This is a genomic window from uncultured Nocardioides sp. (assembly GCF_947488025.1).
Taxonomy (GTDB): Bacteria; Actinomycetota; Actinomycetes; order Propionibacteriales; family Nocardioidaceae; genus Nocardioides.
This window is the reverse complement of record NZ_CANKYS010000007.1, coordinates 124503-143671: the sequence shown is the minus strand read 5'-3', so window position 1 is coordinate 143671 and position 19169 is coordinate 124503. Positions and strand designations below refer to the sequence as shown.

Genomic DNA, 19169 nt, shown 5'->3' with positions numbered 1-19169 from the left:
CGTCCCGCCCTGCCGCCTATCTAGGGACGTTTTCGTAGCTCTCGGGCGCCCATCACCTACCAGTTCGTCCCTAGATACCGATGGCGGCCGGCTCGTGACTCGCGAGTAGTTAGTTGGATGTCCTACTATCTGTCCATGGCCGACCTGCACACGCCCACCCACCCGATCCGCCTCGTGACGGCGTCCGCGTTGTTCGACGGGCACGACGCGTCGATCAACATCATGCGGCGGATCTTCATGAGCCAGGGCTGCGAAGTCATCCACCTCGGGCACAACCGCTCCGTGCAGGAGGTCGTCGACGCGGCGCTCGAGGAGGACGCGCAGGGCGTCGCGGTGTCGTCCTACCAGGGCGGCCACGTGGAGTACTTCGAGTACCTCGTCGAGTCGTTGCGCGCCGCGGGCGCCGGCCACGTTCGCGTGGTCGGCGGCGGTGGCGGCGTCATCGTCCCGAAGGAGATCCAGCGGCTCCGCGACTCGGGCGTCACCATCTTCTCTCCCGAGGACGGCCAGAAGATGGGCCTCGTCGGGATGATCAACTCCGTGGTCGCCGACTGCGACATCGACCTCTGGGCCGACCGGCAGGTCACCGCCGAGCAGGTGCTCTCGGGTGACCGGTTCGCCGTGGCCCGCGCGATCACCGGCGCGGAGGGCGGACGCCTCGACGAGTCGCTGCTGGAGGACGTACGCCGCGCCGCCGCGCGCCGCGTCGTACCCGTCCTCGGCATCACCGGCACCGGCGGCTCGGGCAAGTCGAGTCTCACCGACGAGATCGTGCGCCGCTTCCGCACCGACCAGCAGGACAAGCTGCGGATCGCGGTCATCGCGGTCGACCCGACCCGCCGCAAGGGCGGCGGCGCGCTGCTCGGCGACCGGATCCGGGCCAACTCGCTCGACGGCGACCGTGTCTTCTTCCGCTCGCTGGCCACCCGCGGCGCGCACGAGGTGCCCGAGCACCTCGCCGACGTGATCGACGTGGTCAAGGCCGCCGGCCACGACCTGGTGATCGTCGAGACGCCCGGCATCGGCCAGGGCGACGCCGGCATCGTGCCGCTCGTCGACCACTCGCTCTACGTGATGACGCCGGAGTTCGGCGCCGCCTCGCAGCTGGAGAAGATCGACATGCTCGACTTCGCCGACAGCGTCGCGATCAACAAGTTCGAGCGCCGGGGCGCGAAGGACGCGCTCCGCGACGTCGGGCGCCAGCTCGTCCGCAACCGCGGGGCCTTCGGCAAGCAGCCGCACGACATGCCCGTCTTCGGCACCAGCGCCGCGACCTTCAACGACGACGGCGTCACCGCGCTCTACCAGCACCTGCGCGTCGAGCTCGCCGGCGCCGGCCTCGAGGTCAGCGAGGGCACGCTCCCCCACGTCGACGTACGCCACTCCTCCGGCATCCGGCAGGTCGTGCCCTCCGACCGCGTCCGCTACCTCTCGGAGATCACCGAGACGGTCCGCGGCTACCACGCGCGTACGTCCGAGCTCGCTGAGGCGGCGCGCCACCTGCAGCGCGTGCAGCACGTCGCCGACCAGCTGGCCGACGGCGACCTGGGCCGGGTCGCCGAGCTCCTCGAGTCGGCCCGCAAGGCCGTCCCGCACGAGGTGGCCGACCAGGTCGAGCGCTGGCCCGCGATCGTCGAGTCCTACTCCGGCGACGAGCAGGTCGTCGTGGTGCGCGACCGTGAGATCCACACCAAGCTCACCAGGGAGTCGCTGAGCGGCAACAAGATCCCGCGCGTCTCGCTCCCCCGGTTCACCGACCACGGCGAGCTGGTGCGGTTCTGGCGCAACGAGAACCTGCCCGGCTACTTCCCCTTCACCGCCGGCGTCTTCCCGTTCAAGCGCGACAACGAGGACCCCGCCCGCATGTTCGCCGGCGAGGGCGACCCGGCGCGCACCAACCGCCGCTTCAAGATCCTGTCCGAGGGCAACGACGCGACGCGCCTGTCGACGGCGTTCGACTCGGTCACGCTCTACGGCCGCGACCCCGACCCGCGCCCCGACGTCTACGGCAAGGTCGGCACCTCGGGCGTCTCCGTCGCGACGCTCGACGACATGAAGGCCCTCTACGACGGCTTCGACCTCGTCTCGCCGACGACCAGCGTCTCGATGACGATCAACGGGCCGGCCCCGACGGTGCTGGCGTTCTTCCTCAACACCGCGATCGACCAGCAGGTCGACGCGTTCACCGAGCGGGAGGGCCGCGAGCCGAGCGAGGAGGAGCGCGCCCAGCTGGCGGCGTACGCCCTCGCCAACGTGCGCGGCACCGTGCAGGCCGACATCCTCAAGGAGGACCAGGGGCAGAACACCTGCCTGTTCTCCACCGAGTTCAGCCTGCGGATGATGGCCGACATCCAGGAGTGGTTCATCGAGCGGCAGGTCCGCAACTTCTACTCGGTCTCGATCTCCGGCTACCACATCGCCGAGGCCGGGGCGAACCCCATCAGCCAGCTCGCCTTCACCCTCGCCAACGGCTTCACCTACGTCGAGGCCTACCTCGCGCGCGGCATGGACATCGACGACTTCGCGCCGAACCTGTCGTTCTTCTTCTCCAACGGCATGGACCCCGAGTACAGCGTGCTCGGCCGCGTCGCCCGCCGCATCTGGGCGGTGACGATGAAGGAGAAGTACGGCGCCTCGGAGCGCTCGCAGAAGCTGAAGTACCACGTCCAGACGAGCGGCCGGTCGCTGCACGCGCAGGAGATGGACTTCAACGACATCCGCACCACGCTGCAGGCCCTCATCGCGATCTACGACAACGCCAACAGCCTCCACACCAACGCGTACGACGAGGCGGTGACGACCCCGACCGAGGACTCCGTGCGCCGCGCGCTGGCGATCCAGCTCATCATCAACCGCGAGTGGGGGCTGGCGATGAACGAGAACCCGCTCCAGGGCTCCTACGTCATCGACGACCTCACCGACCTCGTCGAGGCAGCGGTGCTGGCGGAGTTCGACTCGATCAACGAGCGCGGCGGCGTGCTCGGCGCGATGGAGACCGGCTACCAGCGCGGCCGGATCCAGGACGAGTCGATGCTCTACGAGCACCGCAAGCACGACGGCTCGCTGCCGATCATCGGCGTCAACACCTTCGTCAAGGAGTCGGCGGCCGACGCGCAGCCCAAGGAGGTCGAGCTGGCGCGGGCTACCGAGTCCGAGAAGGAGTCGCAGCTCGCCCGGGTGCGCTCCTTCCAGGCCGCGCACGGTGTCGAGGCGCAGGAGGCGCTCGCCCGGCTCAAGGACGCCGCGATCTCCGGCGACAACGTCTTCGCCGTGCTGATGGACGCGGCCCGCGTCTGCTCGCTCCAGCAGGTCACCGAGGCGTTCTTCGAGGTCGGGGGCCAGTACCGAAGGAACGTCTGAGCCTCGCGGATGAGCGCAGCGAGGACGCGAACGCGAAGAGGTTGAGGGAGCCCCGCGAGCGAGGAACGAGGTCGCGACGGGCGGCTCGAAACCTCACCGGGGCACCGGGCTCAGCCGGGCGTGACGCCCCGGAATCCGCCGGCCACGTGGTCGTCGGTGCGCGCGTAGTCGTGCGAGGTCGTCGTGAGCAGCTCCGCCGCCGCCGAGATCGCGCTGGCGCCCGTGCCCAGGCTGCTCGCGGCAGCACCCAGCAGGCCCTCGACCGTCGCGGCGAGCGTGGCGGCGCGTGGCACCTCGCCGAGCGCCCCGGCCGGGACCCGCAGGCCCCGGACCTCGTCGGCCGCGGCCTTCACGGGCCCGACGAGCGCAGAGAGCTCGGCGGCCGCACCCAGCAGGGTGCCGGGCTCCACGTCGACGTCCTCCGAAAGACCCAGCTCGGACAGTGGGGTGCGGGTCATGTGGGGGTTGGCCCAGAGGTCGCCGTAGTCGTCGCGCAGCCACCACCAGCCAGAGGTCCCGGTGATCGCGTGGTCGAACTCCTCGGCTCCCGACTCGTAGGTCACGACGAGCTGGCCGTCGACCTCGACCACGCCCTGCGACATGCTCGGCAGGTCGTAGGGCTCGCTGCGGTTGCCGTCGAGGTCCTGCACGTAGAGCTGGCTGTGGTCCTCGTGGCGGCCCGAGGAGGCACTGAAGATGTACTCCCCGTCGCGGACCAGGACTCCCTGGCAGTGGGGCGGCGTGTCGACGGTGTCGACCTTCACCCACTGCCCGGAGGAGTCCTGCTCGTAGACGTAGAGCTCGTCCCTCTCGTGGTCACCGAGGTAGAGCCTCCCGTCCTTGACCGCGGAGTACGACCCGCCGTCGAGGCCGGTCTGCGGGGGCGCCTTCTGCGGCACGGTCTCGCCGCGCGGTGCAGACTGCAGAGCTGCCAGGGAGTAGGTGTAGACCTCGCCGTTGTCGACGACGTAGACGTCGTCTCCCCGGACGCTGACACCGCCGGCGTGCGTGGGCTTGCCGCCACTGACGGGGTTGCCGTCCGCATCGAGATGGGTGTCGCCGAGGGTCACCTCGCCGACCTCGGCGCCGGTCACCTCGTCGATGAGCGCGAGGTAGGACGCGTCGCCGTGCCCCTCGTCGTCCTTGGTGTAGTACGACTGGAGCAGCGTCCCGGTCCTCGGGTCGTAGCCCAGGCCCTGCGGGATCCAGCCCCGGCCGTCGCCGGTGGCGGCGGTGTTGGGGATGATCGGTCCGAGGTCGCTGTTGTTGCCGTCGAGCCACTCCTCGTTCTTCGCCATCCCCTCCTCGACCCACTTCCGGGTCTCGTCGTCGAGGTCGTCGAGGTCGACGTCCTCGCCGCGCAGCACCGCCTCCACGGCAGCGAGCTGCTGGTTGTAGGAGGAGCCGACCGAGAGCAAGCGGGCGTTGACGACGCGGGCGAAGATCTCCTCGACCGCCGGCGGAAGGCCCGCGGGCCGGTTGCGCCAGAAGGCGATGTAGTGCTCGGCCTGGTCCTCGGCGGACTCGTAGGCCGAGGCAGCCGTCTCGAGGGCGCCGCGCGCACGCACCAGCACCGCCCGGGTCACCCCGAGCCCCTGCCGCAGACCCGAGGCCCGCGCGGCGAACGCCATCGCGGCCAGCCCCGACCAGACCGGGACCTCTGCGGCGGCGGTCAGGTCCTCCCGGACCCCGACCAGGGTGTGCAGCACGCCGTCGAGGGCATCGACCACGGCGCGCACGGCGGGAGCGTCGCCCGACACCAACCGCCGGTACTCGATCTCCGGGTCCGTCACCGTCTCGTCACTCCCCGTCCTGCAGCATGATCGCGGCCACCGACGAGCGGAGCGGGAACAGCACCGTCTCGCCCGCGGAGTCCTCGAGGACGGTGCAGGCACCGGTCGGCACCCTGCACGACAGGAGAGCGACCGTGTCGCCCTCGGTGGTCCGCTTGCCGGTGCCCGGGCCGGTGATCACGGTGCCGACCGCTGTCTCCTGGTCGGCCCACCAGGACAGGTTCCACCGCTCCTGCGGGACCCGGAGGTCGACGGCCCGTCCGTCGGCGTCGACGACGCGGTCGGGACCCGAGTCGGGCTTCTCGATTCGCCACGTCCCGTCGGGGCTGGTCAGCGCGTCACGCACGACGGGAGGCTCGTCGTCGCTCGCAGACGCCCCCTCCCCGGTGCTGAGGTCGTAGACCTCCTCGCCCTCGATGACGCGGGCGCGCACGCGCTCGTCGTCGACGGCGAGGATCTCCACCTCCGCCTCCAGCAGGTGGTCGACCGGGTCGTCGATGCCGGAGGTGTCCATCCCGTCCTCGGACGTGGTCTCCTCGCCGGAGGACAGGTCGAGGAACCGCATCACCGCGGTGCCCTCGTCGTAGTCCGCGTCGAGGACCACGAGGCGGGACCCGTCGGGCGTGCGGGCCAGGCCGGTCCCGGCGACCTCGAGCCCGGTCGGCCCGGGTTCCGCTCCCGGGCGCACGAACCACAGGTCCGCGCCGGTGAACGCCGGGTCGCCGGCGGATGCGTCGTCGTCGGCCGGCACGAAGAACACCCCGTCGCCCGCGACGACGTAGGCCCGCGGCGGGCGGCCCGTGTCCACGGTGGTGCCGTCCGCGAGGTGGACCGTCGAGCCGACGGCCCAGGACAGGCCGGACGCGTCGACCGGTGCCGTGCTGGTGCGCCATCGCCCGTCGTCCGCCGGGCCCGCGGGCCCGGCGGAGCCGTCCGCGTCGTCGGTGCACCCGGTCACCAGCGCGCCGAGCAGCAGCATGCCGCAGACGGCGACCCCCGAAGACCTCACGGTGGGATGGTGCCACGGGAGAGACCGGTCGAAACCTCCCGCCCGGGCTCGGCTGCCGGCAGGTCGAACCGGAAGACCGTCCCGCTGCCGGGCGGGGTCGCGAGGCACTCGATGGTGCCGCCGTGGCGCTGCACGATGGTCTGGCAGATCGACAGCCCCATCCCGGTCCCGCGGAAGTGGGCGCGGACCGCTCCGCTGCGGTGGAAGCGCTGGAAGATCAGGGCGCGCTCGGAGTCGTCGACGCCGACCCCGTGGTCCTCGACCTCGACCACGACGCGCGATCCCTGGCGCCTGGCGCGCACGGTGATCGTCGCGGGCTCGCCGGGCCGGGCGTACTTGACGGCGTTGCCGATGAGGTTGCCGAACAGCTGCCTCACCGCGACCGGGTCGGCGCGCACCGACGGCAGGTCGGGGTCCGCCTCCAGCACGTCCTCGGGCCCGAGCAGCCCCGACACCTGGTCCAGCACGCCACCACTGCCGGTGATGGACACCTCGCGCGCGGCGATCTCGCCCGACTCGGCCAGCGCGTGCTCGAGGAGGTCGCCGATGAGCTCCCCCATCTGCTCGGAGGCGCGTTCGGCACGGCGCAGCGGCTCGGCGGCCTCCGACCCGGGCTCGAGGTCGTCGACGGCGAGCGAGAGCCAGGACCGGATCGCCGAGAGCGGGCCGCGCAGGTCGTGGGCAGCCGTCGACGCGAAACCGGCGAGCGGCCGCAGGCCGGAGCGGTGCTCGGTCACCTCCCGCATCACCAGCAGCACGCCGGGGCTCCCGCTGCTGCGCGACAGCGTGGCCCGCGACACCGCGAGGACGACCTCCTCGCCGCTGGGCAGCGCGATCACCACGTCGCCGACGCCCAGCTCGGCACGTACGGCGCCGGTGCGGGACGGTGCGGGGTCGCTCAGCAGCCCGACCAGCTCGGACAGCGCGTCGGCATCCGTGGTCGCGGTGCTGACGCGGTGGGCCAGCCGGCGGCTGGCGCCGTTGCTGCGCTCGACGCGACCGTCGGGGTCGAGCACGACGAGCCCCTCGTCCATGCTCTCGGTCATCTCGCCGAGGAGCTCGGCCTTCTCGGCCGCGTCGGCGCGGGCCGCGGTCGCGGCGGCGTACAGCTCGTCGACCCGGTCGCCCAGGGCGCCCACGGCCAGGCCGGTGAGGAGCACGGCGACCATGAAGAGCTGCGAGACCAGCACCTCGGCCACCGGGTCCTCGATGGAGGCGAACGGGCCGTGCCCGGTGAGGCTGAGCACCAGGGCGATGCCGCCGAGCACCAGGCAGTGCAGCGCGGCGGGGAAGGTGCGGAAGCGGGCGGCCGACCACACGGCGAAGCCGATCACGAGGAAGACGACCGGGTAGGGCTGCACGAAGAGCAGGGCGGTGCTGGCGACCGACAGCACCCACAGCAGCACCAGCTCGGTGCGCGAGCCGCCGTGGGTGCGGGCCGGGATCGGCTGCGTGTGCCACTCCCACGCGAGGTGCCCGACCGCGCCGACGGTGAGGACACCGACGACGTGCCGCGCGAACCACGCCACCGGGGTCAGGGCCTCCACCGTGGCCCCGTCGAGCCAGAGGCCGAGCGTGCCGACCACGGCACCGAGCGCGCAGCCGACGGCCGCCGCCCCGGCGGTCGCGGCCAGGTTGCGGGGTGACCGGATGCTCTGGGTGCCGCCGGCGCCGAGCATCGTGGGGCACCACCGACGCAGCAGCAGCCCGGCGACGGCGGTCTGCAGCGTCACCGACACCGCGCCGAAGAGGCCCAGCAGCGGTGACACCCCGGTCGCGACGACGACGCCGAAGTGGAGGACCAGCAGCGGCGCGAGCACGCGCAGCACGTGGCGGGGCGACTCGGCGAGCAGCCACAGGAACGCGACACCGGAGCCCGGCCAGACGAGGCTGACGACCTGGCCCTCGATCGCGGTCGCCCGTCCGACGAGGGTGAGCACGACGTAGGCCGCGGCGAAGGCGACGGCCCGCGCCGGCGACAGGGCCCTCGTCATGGCGACACACTACGACCGGCGTCGGGGTGCCCGTGGGGGGTTCGCCGGGCGCACACCTCACGATCTGCTCACATCTGCCGCAGAAACCGCGACACGGCGCGACACCGACCCGGGAAGGGGGCCAGACTCGGACGCATGTCCCCGCGCAGCCTCGTCGCCGACGACGAGCCCGACATCCGTGACTTCATCGGGCACGTCCTCGAGCGCGCCGGTCACGTGGTCACCGTCGCCGGGGACGGCGCCGAGGTCCTCGAGCACACGTCGGTGGAGACCTTCGACCTGGTCGTGGTCGACCACCACATGCCGCGGATGACGGGCCTCGCGGTGGCCGACGAGCTGCGCCGTTCCAGCCCGACGACCAAGGTGCTGATCATGTCGGGGGACCTCGACGTGGGCGACGCGCACCAGCACTTCCTGCCCAAGCCGTTCAACCGGCGCGAGTTCGTGGCCGCCGTCGAGACCCTGCTCGCGCTGCCCTGACAGGGTGCAGGCCGTTACCGCCCCGAGGTGGACAGGGCCAGCCCGGTGCCGGCGTCGAAGATGTGGGCGCGGGTCGACGACCTGACGCTGTCGGCCGCCACCCTGGCCACCGTGCGCGCGCCCGTGCTGCTGGTCCACGGGGCGCAGGACCGGCTCACCCCCCTGCGGACCGCCGTCCTGCCCCTCCTCGACCACCTGGGCGACGTACGCCTCCACGTGCTCGGCCGCTGTGGTCACGCGCCGCAGCTGGAGCAGCCGACGGCCTTCCGGGAGCTGCTGGCGGCCTTCCTCGTCAGGGGTTGATCGTCAGAGGTTGACGGTGATGTCCGCGTCCTTGCGGAGGTCGTCCACCAGGGCCGTGGCGACCTTGCCGGTCTCCTGGTCCATCGCCTGCTCCTCGAGCTGCTCGCGCACCTGCGCGAAGGGCGGGAACTCCTGCCCGCCGCCACCCGAGGCAGCCTGCTGCTTCTTGGCCTGGTCGTAGATCGCGCGCAGCTCCTTGTCGGTCGGCTCGAACGGGCCGTTCTCGTCGGCGACGAGCTGCTCGACCATCGCCTGCGTCTCGACCTGCTCGCGCGCCTGGTCGGCGCTGACGCCCTGGGCCTCGACGGCCTTCAGCAGCTCCTCGGTCGACTTCATGCCGTTCTGCTCGGCGAGGTCGGCGAGCTCGGCCTCGACGGCGTCGTCGCTGACCTCGAGGCCGCGCGACTCGGCCTCCTGGAGCAGCAGCTCGGTGTCGACGAGGTTGTCGGCGGTCTCCTTGCGGAGCGCCTCCTCGTCGGGCTCCTCGCCACCCATCTGCGCCTGGGCGGCGGCCTGCTGGAAGGCCGCCTCGTAGATCGGGACGAACTCCTCCTTGGTCACCTCCTCGCCGTTGACCTCGGCCACGACGTCGGGGATGGCGTCGAGGTCCGGCTGCGGGCCCTCGGCCGCGTCAGCCGAGTCGTCGGCCGACTCATCGGCCGACGGGGACGCGCTGGACGAGGCGTCCTTGCCGGCGTCGGCGTCGGAGGAGTCCGAGCCGCCGCAGGCGGAGAGGGTCAGGACCGCGGCGACCGAGAGGGCGCCGAGGGCGGTGCGGGTGCGCGACCGGAGCAGGGAAGTCATCGTGGAAGTCATCCCCGCCAACGGTACGCACCCAACCTGAGCGCGGTCCTCAGGGTTCTCAGGTCGTGGGGTGGCGCATGGCGCCGGTCACAGGTCCTCGAGCGAGTCGGGCACGACGAGCGCGTCCGGGTCCTGGCGCACCGGGAGCTGCGCCAGCGCCGTACGCACGAGCGTGAGGCGGGCCGCGACCGCGACCTTCTGCCGCAGCCGGCCCACGCCGCTGTCGCCGAGCGTCTGCTCCACGGCCTCGGATATCTGGGCGTCGGTGAAGGTCGGCCGGGTGCCCGCGGGCACCTCGACGTCGGGGAGGGCGAGGAGCACGGGCAGCACCTGGCTGCCGACCGCGTCCAGCAGGTGGTAGCGGTCGAGCTTGCTCATCGACTCCCAGGCCGCCTCGCCCTTGGCGCGGCGGCCGACCTTGCCGGCGGCGACGATCTTGGCGGCGGCGGTGACGGCGACGGTCAGCTCGTGCTCGGTGAAGCGCATGGGTCAAGTGTGCCCCTGCTGGGGAATCCGCGCCCAGCTGAGCTGAGCTGGAGGCAGGTGAGCCCGGTTGGGGAACGAGATGCAGGCCGATCGCGCCATTCGACCTGCATCTGGTTCCCCACGTGTGACATCGACCCCGCGTGGCCTGGAGGCCCGGCGCGAGAAATCCGGTACATCCGCGTGACGATCTGCCAGCTCGGCACGACCAACCAGTGAAACCACCGATCGAAGGAGGCCCTCATGGGTATCGCCGACAAGGCCAAGAACGCTGCTCAGGACATCGCCGGGAAGGTCAAGGAGACCACCGGCGAGGCCACGAACGACGACAAGCTCAAGGCCGAGGGCAAGAAGGACCAGTCCGCCGCCGACCTCAAGCAGGCCGGCGAGAACGTCAAGGACGCCTTCAAGAAGTAGAGCAGCACCCTGAACCCCGACCGGGGGCCGGCGACCCCGGCCCCCGGTCGGTCATCCTGATCCCCACCACCCACCTGAACCTGGAGGAACCTCGTTGCGGCTGCCCGACCTGACCCCGACCGAGCTGAGCGAGGCCCAGCGCGCGTTGCGCGAGCGGATCGTCGGCGGACCGCGCGGGAGCGGACCGCAGCACTTCCCGCTCGTGCACGAGGACGGGTCGCTGACCGGCCCGTTCGGGGTGATGCTCCACGAGCCGGCGCTGGGCGCGCCGCTGCAGGAGCTCGGCTCCGCGATCCGCTACGCGACCCGGCTCAGCGCCCGCACCCGTGAGATCGCGATCCTCGCCGTCGCCGCCGCGACCGGCAGCACGTTCGAGTCCTACGCCCACGAACGGGTCGGCCGCGCGGTCGGCCTCACCGAGGACGAGCTCGCCGCGGTCGCGGACGGTTCGTTCACCTCGACGGACCCCCACGAGCGTGCTGCGCACGCGTTCTGCCGTCGCCTCCTGGCCGACACCGGACCGGAGGCCCGGTGGGACGACGAGACCTACGCCTCGTACGCCGCCACGCTGGGCGCGACGACCATGACCGAGCTGGTCGTGCTCGTCGGCTACTACCGCACGCTCGCCCAGCTGCTCGACGTCTTCGAGGTGGGCGTGCCGGAGGAGTAGCCCCTCGGGCCGTCAGTAGTGGGCGGTCATGACGTGCTTGATGCGCGTGTAGTCGTCGAACCCGTAGCCCGACAGGTCCTTGCCGTAGCCCGACGCACCGAACCCGCCGTGCGGCATCTCGGAGACGAACGGGATGTGGGTGTTGACCCACACGCAGCCGAAGTCGAGCTCCCGGGTGAGCCGGTCGGCGACCCCGACGTCGCGCGTCCACACGCTCGCCGCCAGGCCGTAGGGCGCGCCGTTTGCCATCGCGACCGCGTCGGCCTCGTCGTCGTACGACTGCACGGTCAGCACCGGGCCGAAGACCTCCTCCTGCACGATGCGGTCGTCCTGGCGTACGCCGGTGACCACGGTCGGGGCGAAGAAGAAGCCCTCCTCGCCGTGGCGGGCGCCGCCCGTGCGGACCGTGGCGTGGTCGGGGAGCTCGGCGAGGAACGCCTCGACCTTGGCGAGGTGGGTGGCGTTGTTGAGCGGGCCGTAGTCGGCGTCGGGGTCCGACGGCGGGCCCGGGCGGGTGCCCTCGGCCGCCTTGACGAGGAGGTCGACGAGCTCGTCGTGGACGCTGCTGTGGGCGATCACGCGGGTGGCGGCGGTGCAGTCCTGGCCGGCGTTGAAGTAGGCCGCCGCGGCGATCATCTCCGCGGCCCGCGGCAGGTCGGCGTCGGGCATCACGACCGCGGGCGCCTTGCCGCCGAGCTCGAGGTGGACCCGCTTGAGGTTCCTCGCCGCGGACAGGGCGACCTCCGTGCCCGCCCGGACCGAGCCGGTGATCGCGACCAGCCCGGGGGTCGGGTGCTCGACGAGGTGGCGACCGGTCGTCGCGTCGCCGTTGACGACGTTGAGCACCCCCGGCGGCAGGATCGCGCCGGCGATCTCGGCGAGCAGCACGGTCGAGCGGGGCGTGGTGTCGCTGGGCTTCAGCACGATCGTGTTGCCCGCGGCCAGCGCGGGCGCGATCTTCCAGATCGCCATCGCGAAGGGGTAGTTCCACGGCGTCACCTGTCCGACGACGCCGATCGGCTCGCGTCGGATCGCCGAGGTGTGGCCCTCGAGGTACTCCCCCGACGACTTCCCCTCCAGCAGCCGCGCGGCACCGGCGAAGAACCGCAGCTGGTCGACGCCCTGGTCAACCTCCTCGCTGGCGATGTAGCGCACCGGCTGGCCGGTGTCGCGCGCCTGCACCTCGCTGATCTCGTCGCGTCGCTCGGCGATCGCGGTGGCGAGGTCGAGCAGGTGGGCCTGGCGCGCCCCGGGGGTGAGCCGCTTCCACGACGCCGACGCGCGCTCCGCGGCGGCGTACGCCCGGTCGACCTCCTCGGGGGTCGAGACCGGTGAGCGTCCGTCGGGCTCACCGGTGACCGGGTCGACGAGGTCGATGAAGTCGGTGGCCGCCGACTCCACGAGCTCGCCGTCGATGAAGTTGCGGATCGTCTCGGTCATCAGGGCTCCCGGTCAGGCGACGTAGATCTTGCGGATGGTCTCGTGGACGACCCAGGTGGTGCGCTCCCCGGCCCGCAGGCGTACGACGCTGCCCGGGCCGAGCGCGACCTCCTCGCCGTCGTCGTCGAAGGACACCGTCCCCGATCCCGACAGCACGACGAACACCTCGTCGACCTCGACGTCGGTCGCGGTGCCCGGCGTCATCTCCCAGACGCCGACCTCGACGCCCGAGACCGCGGCCAGCGCGCGCGACCCGGCCTCCGGGGCGCCGTCGACGACGGTGCCGGGGTCGAGCGGGGTGGTCGGCACGGTGGTGGCGACGTCCAGCACACGGGTGGTCACGCGGGTCATGTCGGACATCGTCCCCAGCGGCGCGGCACTGTCGGGCCGACGATCTGTCGTCACTTGGCCCGCGCACCCAACAGTTCGTCTGCCACGAGCGCCACGTGCAGCGAGACGCGGACGTCGGGGTCATCGAGGTCGGCGTCGAGGATCGCCTCGATCCGGGCGAGCCGGTCGTAGAACGCGGCCCGGGACAGGTGGAGGCTCGCTGCGGCCTCGGTCTTGCTGGCCGGGTGCAGGACGAGGGCGCGCAGGGCGGCGACGAGCTCGGTCCGCGAGCCGTCGGCCCGGTCGTGCTCCTGCAGCGGCCCGAGCTCACGCTCGACGAAGAGCCGCACCCGCTCGTCCTCGCCGAGCAGCGCCAGCAGCCCGCGCAGGTGGAGGTCGGCGAGCCGGTGGACGTCGGGGTCCTGCCCGCGCCGGGACTGCGGAACGGCGTCGGCGACCTGCCCGGCCTCGGCGACCGTGCGCGCGACACCGGTGCGGTCCGGCACGGTGCGGCCGGCGGCGACCACCACGTCGTGGTGCGCGAGCACGCGGGCGGCCAGCCGGTCGACCAGGTCGTCGGCGTCCGCCCCGGGCGCGGTCGAGACCAGGACCCGCAGGTCACGCTCGACCTCGCACACCAGCGCCGGCACCCGGAGCGCGTGCGCGGAGCGCACCACCGTGGCGGCGACCTCGTCGAGGTCCACGAGCGGCACGGAGCCGACCCGCCCGCGCAGGACGACACCGGTGAGGCTGCGGCGGTGCACCGGGAATCCGGCCAGCTCGCAGCGACGCCGCACGTCGTCGGAGCCGGGGTCCTCGGCCAGGCCCGTGAGCAGCTCGAGGTGCGTACGGCGCATGAGGGTGCCGCGGTCGCGATCGTGCAGCCGGTGCAGCGCGAGCGCCGACGCGGCCCGCTCGGCCACGGCGACCAGTCGCTGCGACGGAGCCTCCGGCGACCCGATGACCAGCCGGCCCCAGGCCCGGTCGGTGGTGCCCAGGCGCGTGACGAGCCAGCCGTTGGCGGCGTCCCAGCCGGTGCGACCGGCCACCTCCACCCGCCGCGACCGCGCGGGCCAGCCGTCGAGGAAGCCGTCGTCCTCGTCGGGCCCGGCGAAGTAGTCGAGCGGGCGGTGCTGGGCGTTCTCGACGACGACGGGCGCGTCGGCCAGGCGCTGCACGGCCCGCAGGATGTCCACCGGGCTCGCCAGGTCGTTGCTCAGCTCGGTGAAGGTCTCGTGCACGCGCTGCGCCTCGCGCAGCTCGGCCAGCTGCTGGTCGACCACGCGCTCGCCGATCTCCTGGGCCAGCGCCGCGAAGCGGGTCTCCCGCCCCAGCACGACCAGCGGCAGCCCGTGGCGCTCGCACGCGTCGACCAGGGCCTCCGGGAGCGCGCGCGACCACCGTCGGCCGAGCTCGACGACGACACCGGCGCTGCCGACGTCGGTGAGCTCGTCGACGAACGCCGTCAGTCCGGCCGCGTCGTCGTCGGCCGGCAGGCCGGTGCCCATGGTGAGCAGCAGGTCTCCGGGGCGCAGCAGCTGGCGCACGTCGAGGCGCTCGGTGGCGTGCACCCAACGGATCGCCCGGTCGGTCCCGGCACCGCCGGCGACGACCTCGGGCGCGGCGCGGTGGAAGGTGGGCAGCTCCAGCGCCTCGCGGAGCGTCACCCCCGGCGTCATGTCCACGGGCGCAGCCTACGCGTGCGCGGGGTGACGATGTGTCCGGCCAGCGCGACCGATGCCGACGATCCGACACCCGCCCCGACGGCGTACGACGCGCAGGATGGGCGGCATGACAGAGCAGATCGTGCACTGGGCCGACGGTTCGCCCCTGACCGGCTCCCCCACCGGCTGGGCCGACGTCACCAACCCCGCCACCGGGCAGGTCACCGGTCGCGTCGCGCTGGCGAGCGAGGCCGACGCCACCCACGTCATCGGGGCCGCGTCGCGCGCCGCCAAGGGGTGGGGCACGACCTCGCTGGCGCGGCGTACGCAGGTCGTGTTCGCGTTCCGCGAGCTGCTCAACGCGCGCAAGGAGGAGCTCGCCGCGATCATCACCGCCGAGCACGGCAAGGTGCACTCGGACGCGATGGGCGAGATCGCCCGCGGCCTGGAGGTCGTGGAGTTCGCGTGCGGGATCTCCCACCTGCTCAAGGGCGGGCACAGCGAGGAGGCCTCGACCGGCGTCGACGTGCACTCCAAGCGCGTGCCGCTCGGCGTGGTGGGCATCATCAGCCCGTTCAACTTCCCGGCGATGGTGCCGATGTGGTTCTTCCCGGTCGCCATCGCTGCAGGCAACGCGGTGGTGCTCAAGCCGAGCGAGAAGGACCCGAGTGCCGCGAACTGGCTCGCAGCCCTCTGGCAGGAGGCCGGCCTCCCCGACGGCGTCTTCAACGTGCTGCACGGCGACAAGACGGCCGTCGACGCGCTGCTCACCAGCCCCGAGGTGCAGGCCATCAGCTTCGTCGGGTCGACCCCGATCGCCGAGTACGTCTACGAGACCGCGAGCCGGCACGGCAAGCGCGTCCAGGCGCTCGGCGGCGCGAAGAACCACATGGTCGTCCTCCCCGACGCCGACCTCGACCTGGCCGCCGACTCGGCGGTCAACGCCGGGTACGGCAGCGCGGGCGAGCGCTGCATGGCGATCAGCGTGCTGGTCGCGGTCGACCCGATCGGCGACGAGCTGGTCGCCCGGATCGCCGACCGCACCCGCACCCTGCTGATCGGCGACGGCGGCCGCTCGGCGACGGGCGAGGGCAAGGAGGCCGACATGGGTCCGCTCGTGACCAGGGCGCACCGCGACCGGGTCAGCTCCTTCATCGACTCCGGCGAGGCTGCCGGGGCGAAGGTCGTCGTGGACGGTCGCGACGTGGCGGCCCGCGGCGCCGAGCAGGGCTTCTGGCTCGGCCCGACGCTCTTCGACGACGTCACGCCCGAGATGGACATCTACCGCGAGGAGATCTTCGGGCCGGTCCTCTCGGTGGTCCGCGTCGGTTCCTACGACGAGGCGGTCGCGCTGGTCAACGCCAACCAGTACGGCAACGGCACCGCGGTGTTCACCAACGACGGCGGCGCGGCCCGGCGCTTCGAGGCCGACGTCGAGGTTGGCATGATCGGCGTCAACGTGCCCGTCCCGGTGCCGGTCGCCTACTACTCCTTCGGCGGCTGGAAGCGCTCGCTCTTCGGCGACACCCACGCCCACGGCACCGAGGGCGTCCACTTCTTCACCCGCGGCAAGGTCGTCACCACCCGGTGGATCGACCCGGCCAACCGCCCCGAGGGTGGCCTCGAGCTGGGGTTCCCGCGCAATGACTGAGACCACCTTCGCCAGCGACCTGAGCACGACGTACGACGCCGCGCGGGCCTACGAGCTCGACCGCGCGCACGTCTTCCACTCCTGGTCGGCCCAGGCCGAGATCTCCCCGATGGTCGTCACCCGCGCCGAGGGCAGCCACGTCTGGGACGGCGACGGCAACCGCTACCTCGACTTCTCCTCCCAGCTGGTCTTCACCAACCTCGGCCACCAGCACCCGCGCATCGTCGCCGCGATCAGGGAGCAGGCCGAGCACCTCTGCACGATCGCGCCGGCGATGGCCAACGGCACCCGCTCCGAGGCCGCCCGGCTCATCGCGAGCCACACCCCCGGCGACCTCGACCACGTCTTCTTCACCAACGGCGGCGCCGACGCCAACGAGCACGCCGTACGCATCGCGCGGCTGCACACCGGCCGGCACAAGGTGCTGACCACCTACCGCAGCTATCACGGCGGCACCCACCTCGCGGTCAACATGACCGGCGACCCGCGCCGGTGGGCGAGCGACCACGGGTCGGCCGGCACCGTGCACTTCTTCGGGCCGTTCCTCTACCGCAGCCCGTTCCACGCGACGACCGAGGAGGAGGAGTGCCAGCGGGCGCTCGAGCACCTCGAGCAGGTGGTCGCGCTGGAGGGACCCGGGACGATCGCGGCGATCGTGCTCGAGGCGATCCCCGGCACCGCGGGGATCATGGTCCCGCCGCCCGGCTACCTCACCGGCGTGCGGGAGATCTGCGACCGCCACGGCATCGTGCTGGTCGCCGACGAGGTGATGTCGGGCTTCGGCCGCGCCGGTCGCTGGTTCGCCGTCGAGCACGGCGGCGTCACCCCCGACCTCCTCACCTTCGCCAAGGGCGTGAACTCCGGCTACGTGCCCCTCGGCGGCGTCGCGATCAGCGACGAGATCTACTCGACCTTCGCCCACCGCGCCTACCCCGGCGGGCTCACCTACTCCGGCCACCCGCTCGCGTGCGCCGCGGCGGTGGCCACGATCCGCGCCATGGAGGACGACGACGTCGTCGGACGCGCCGCGCGACTCGGTGATCAGGTGCTCGGGCCCGGCCTGCGGGCACTCGCGGACAAGCACGAGTGGATCGGCGAGGTGCGCGGCACCGGCGCGTTCTGGGCCGTCGAGCTGGTCAGCGACCGGTCCACCCGCGAGCCGCTCGCGCCCTACGGCGGCTCCAGCCCCGCGATGGGCGCGATCGTGAAGGGCTGCCAGGAGCGCGGGATGCTGCCGTTCAGCAACTACAACCGCATCCACGTCGTCCCGCCGCTGACCACCACCGACGACGAGGCACGCGAGGGCCTGGCGATCCTGGACGCGGCGCTGACGGCTGCGGCGGGGTGAGCGGCCACCTCACGGCGTACGAGCGGCACGCCCCGGACCCGCGGCTCGTGGCGGAGTCGCTGGCCGGCAGCGAGCAGGCGGTCTTCTGGCTCGACGACGTCGGTGCGGCGCCGGCGTACGACCCCCTCACCGCCGCGAGCCGCGCCGACCTCACCGTCGTCGGAGGCGGCTACCTCGGGCTCTGGGCGGCCGTGCACGCCAAGCGCCGCGACCCCGGTCGACGGGTGGTGCTGCTGGAGGCGCAGACCGTCGGGTGGGCGGCGTCGGGGCGCAACGGCGGCTTCTGCGAGGCGTCGCTGACCCACGGCGAGGAGAACGGCCGGTCGCGCTGGCCCGAGGAGTACGACGTCCTCGAGCGGCTGGGTGCCGACAACCTCGACGCCTTCGAGGCCGACGTGCGCGACCTCGGCCTGGCGTGCGAGTGGGAGCGCACGGGCACGCTGTCGGTGGCCGTCGAGGACCACCAGCTCGCGTGGCTGGCGGGCTCGCCGCACGTCCTCGACGCGGCCGGCGTACGGTCCGAGATCGACAGCCCGCTATTTCTCGGTGGTGCGCTCGAGCCCGACACCACGGCCCTCGTCCACCCGGCGCGGCTGGCGCTCGGCCTGGCCCGGGCGGCGGCCGACCTCGGCGTCGAGGTCCACGAGCACTCCGCGGTGACCGGCCTGCGGCGCGAGGGCGGCGTCGTCGAGGTCGCCACGGACCGGGCGGTCGTGACGTCGGACCACGTCGTGCTCGCCACCGGCGTCTTCCCGGCCCTGCTGCGCCGCAACCGGTTGATGACGGTGCCCGTCTACGACTACGTGCTCGTCACCGAGCCGCTCACCGCGCAGCAGCGCGCCTCGATCGGCTGGGCCGGCCAGCAGGGCCTCGGCGACCTCGCGAACCAGTTCCACTACGCACGCCTGACCGCCGACGACCGGGTGCTCTGGGGCGGGTACGACGCCGTCTACCCCGCCGGCGGCGGGCTGCACGTGCGCCACGAGGACCGCCCGGAGAGCCACGCTCGGCTCGCGTCCCACTTCCTCGCGACCTTTCCGCAGCTCGAGGGGGTCCGGTTCACCCACCGCTGGGCCGGCGCCATCGACACGTCGACCCGGTTCGCGGCGTTCTACGGCACCACCCACGGCGGCCGCGTCGCCCACGCCGCCGGCTTCACCGGTCTCGGGGTGGGCGCCACCCGCTGGGCGGCCGAGGTGCTGCTCGACCTGCTCACCGGGCAGCCGACGGAGCGCACCGAGCTGCGGATGGTGCGCGAGCGGCCCCTCCCCTTCCCACCCGAACCCCTCGCCTCCGCAGGCATCAACCTCACCCGCTGGTCGCTCGACCGCGCCGACCACCGCGAGGGCCGGCGCAACGGGTTCCTGCGCGCCCTCGACCGCGCGGGGCTGGGCTTCGACTCCTAAGCTCGGCGGGCCCGGGC

Annotated in this window: 16 protein-coding genes; 8 read left to right on the top strand and 8 right to left on the bottom strand. The window is 72.7% G+C overall.

All coding sequences use genetic code 11. The annotated features are described in order from the left end of the window. Positions 1-135 precede the first annotated feature (135 nt). Positions 136-3360 carry a fused isobutyryl-CoA mutase/GTPase IcmF gene (gene icmF, locus Q1B24_RS13245; RefSeq protein ID WP_299929247.1) on the top strand — a complete coding sequence of 1075 codons (3225 nt, stop codon included), beginning with the start codon at positions 136-138 and terminating at the stop codon, positions 3358-3360. A gap of 110 nt (positions 3361-3470) precedes the next feature. Here the strand turns inward: icmF and Q1B24_RS13240 are convergent, their stop codons facing one another. From Q1B24_RS13240 to Q1B24_RS13230, 3 genes are read right to left on the bottom strand one after another with little or no spacing between them, the layout of a single operon-like run. Next, entirely contained in the window at positions 3471-5153 is a 1683-nt protein-coding gene (locus Q1B24_RS13240; RefSeq protein ID WP_299929244.1) for a hypothetical protein, read from the bottom strand. A gap of 7 nt (positions 5154-5160) precedes the next feature. Beyond that, positions 5161-6162, bottom strand: a complete 1002-nt coding sequence (locus Q1B24_RS13235; protein ID WP_299929241.1) for a hypothetical protein — start codon at positions 6160-6162, stop codon at positions 5161-5163. Then, positions 6159-8156: an ATP-binding protein gene (locus Q1B24_RS13230; RefSeq protein ID WP_299929239.1), complete on the bottom strand. Its 1998-nt coding sequence runs from the start codon at positions 8154-8156 to the stop codon at positions 6159-6161. The genes Q1B24_RS13235 and Q1B24_RS13230 overlap by 4 nt, the downstream gene beginning before the upstream one ends. Before the next feature lie 135 nt (positions 8157-8291). Between Q1B24_RS13230 and Q1B24_RS13225 the strand changes: the two genes are divergently transcribed. Together Q1B24_RS13225 and Q1B24_RS13220 are read left to right on the top strand one after the other, a co-directional pair. After that, on the top strand, positions 8292-8636 hold the full coding sequence (locus Q1B24_RS13225) for a response regulator (protein ID WP_299929236.1): 345 nt from the start codon (positions 8292-8294) through the stop codon (positions 8634-8636). Between the two features lie 27 nt (positions 8637-8663). Continuing rightward, positions 8664-8939 (top strand): hypothetical protein, encoded by a 276-nt coding sequence (locus Q1B24_RS13220; RefSeq protein ID WP_299929233.1) that lies wholly within the window; start codon positions 8664-8666, stop codon positions 8937-8939. A 3-nt stretch (positions 8940-8942) separates the two neighbouring features. Here the strand turns inward: Q1B24_RS13220 and Q1B24_RS13215 are convergent, their stop codons facing one another. Together Q1B24_RS13215 and Q1B24_RS13210 are read right to left on the bottom strand one after the other, a co-directional pair. Continuing rightward, the gene (locus tag Q1B24_RS13215; RefSeq protein WP_299929230.1) at positions 8943-9743 is read right to left on the bottom strand and encodes a SurA N-terminal domain-containing protein; all 801 of its coding nucleotides are present in this window, start codon (positions 9741-9743) and stop codon (positions 8943-8945) included. Between the two features lie 87 nt (positions 9744-9830). Next, complete coding sequence (locus Q1B24_RS13210; RefSeq protein WP_299929227.1) at positions 9831-10229, bottom strand: hypothetical protein; 399 nt, start codon at positions 10227-10229, stop codon at positions 9831-9833. Between the two features lie 240 nt (positions 10230-10469). Between Q1B24_RS13210 and Q1B24_RS13205 the strand changes: the two genes are divergently transcribed. Both Q1B24_RS13205 and Q1B24_RS13200 read left to right on the top strand, forming a co-directional pair. Continuing rightward, positions 10470-10643, top strand: coding sequence for a CsbD family protein (locus Q1B24_RS13205; protein WP_299929224.1), 174 nt, complete (start codon positions 10470-10472; stop codon positions 10641-10643). Between the two features lie 94 nt (positions 10644-10737). Further along, positions 10738-11313, top strand: a complete 576-nt coding sequence (locus Q1B24_RS13200) for a carboxymuconolactone decarboxylase family protein (protein ID WP_299929221.1) — start codon at positions 10738-10740, stop codon at positions 11311-11313. Between the two features lie 12 nt (positions 11314-11325). Here Q1B24_RS13200 and Q1B24_RS13195 read toward each other — a convergent pair whose 3' ends face one another. The 3 genes from Q1B24_RS13195 to Q1B24_RS13185 are packed head-to-tail and all read right to left on the bottom strand — an operon-like array spanning position 11326 to position 14762. Beyond that, entirely contained in the window at positions 11326-12753 is a 1428-nt protein-coding gene (locus tag Q1B24_RS13195) for an aminobutyraldehyde dehydrogenase (RefSeq protein ID WP_299929218.1), read from the bottom strand. Positions 12754-12765: 12 nt separating this feature from the next. Next, positions 12766-13104 carry a cupin domain-containing protein gene (locus Q1B24_RS13190; protein WP_299929215.1) on the bottom strand — a complete coding sequence of 113 codons (339 nt, stop codon included), beginning with the start codon at positions 13102-13104 and terminating at the stop codon, positions 12766-12768. 50 nt (positions 13105-13154) lie between these two features. Beyond that, a complete protein-coding gene (locus Q1B24_RS13185) occupies positions 13155-14762 on the bottom strand; it encodes a PucR family transcriptional regulator ligand-binding domain-containing protein (protein WP_299929539.1) in 1608 nt (535 codons plus the stop codon). A 112-nt stretch (positions 14763-14874) separates the two neighbouring features. Between Q1B24_RS13185 and Q1B24_RS13180 the strand changes: the two genes are divergently transcribed. Genes Q1B24_RS13180 through Q1B24_RS13170 form a run of 3 tightly spaced genes read left to right on the top strand, consistent with a single transcriptional unit; the run spans position 14875 to position 19152 of the window. Beyond that, a complete protein-coding gene (locus Q1B24_RS13180; protein ID WP_299929211.1) occupies positions 14875-16398 on the top strand; it encodes a CoA-acylating methylmalonate-semialdehyde dehydrogenase in 1524 nt (507 codons plus the stop codon). Then, entirely contained in the window at positions 16391-17746 is a 1356-nt protein-coding gene (locus Q1B24_RS13175; protein ID WP_299929208.1) for an aspartate aminotransferase family protein, read from the top strand. The genes Q1B24_RS13180 and Q1B24_RS13175 overlap by 8 nt, the downstream gene beginning before the upstream one ends. Continuing rightward, on the top strand, positions 17743-19152 hold the full coding sequence (locus Q1B24_RS13170) for an FAD-dependent oxidoreductase (protein WP_299929205.1): 1410 nt from the start codon (positions 17743-17745) through the stop codon (positions 19150-19152). Before Q1B24_RS13175 ends, Q1B24_RS13170 begins: the two co-directional genes overlap by 4 nt. Positions 19153-19169 lie beyond the last annotated feature (17 nt).

Excerpts from the sequence above, each read along its gene's own strand:
- Q1B24_RS13195 (WP_299929218.1), bottom strand. The coding sequence starts at position 12,753 with ATGACCGAGACGATCCGCAACTTCATCGACGGCGAGCTCGTGGAGTCG.
- icmF (WP_299929247.1), top strand. The coding sequence starts at position 136 with ATGGCCGACCTGCACACGCCCACCCACCCGATCCGCCTCGTGACGGCG.
- Q1B24_RS13215 (WP_299929230.1), bottom strand. The coding sequence starts at position 9,743 with ATGACTTCCCTGCTCCGGTCGCGCACCCGCACCGCCCTCGGCGCCCTC.
- Q1B24_RS13175 (WP_299929208.1), top strand. The coding sequence starts at position 16,391 with ATGACTGAGACCACCTTCGCCAGCGACCTGAGCACGACGTACGACGCC.
- Q1B24_RS13210 (WP_299929227.1), bottom strand. The coding sequence starts at position 10,229 with ATGCGCTTCACCGAGCACGAGCTGACCGTCGCCGTCACCGCCGCCGCC.
- Q1B24_RS13185 (WP_299929539.1), bottom strand. The coding sequence starts at position 14,762 with ATGACGCCGGGGGTGACGCTCCGCGAGGCGCTGGAGCTGCCCACCTTC.
- Q1B24_RS13230 (WP_299929239.1), bottom strand. The coding sequence starts at position 8,156 with ATGACGAGGGCCCTGTCGCCGGCGCGGGCCGTCGCCTTCGCCGCGGCC.
- Q1B24_RS13180 (WP_299929211.1), top strand. The coding sequence starts at position 14,875 with ATGACAGAGCAGATCGTGCACTGGGCCGACGGTTCGCCCCTGACCGGC.
- Q1B24_RS13205 (WP_299929224.1), top strand. The coding sequence starts at position 10,470 with ATGGGTATCGCCGACAAGGCCAAGAACGCTGCTCAGGACATCGCCGGG.
- Q1B24_RS13225 (WP_299929236.1), top strand. The coding sequence starts at position 8,292 with ATGTCCCCGCGCAGCCTCGTCGCCGACGACGAGCCCGACATCCGTGAC.
- Q1B24_RS13190 (WP_299929215.1), bottom strand. The coding sequence starts at position 13,104 with ATGACCCGCGTGACCACCCGTGTGCTGGACGTCGCCACCACCGTGCCG.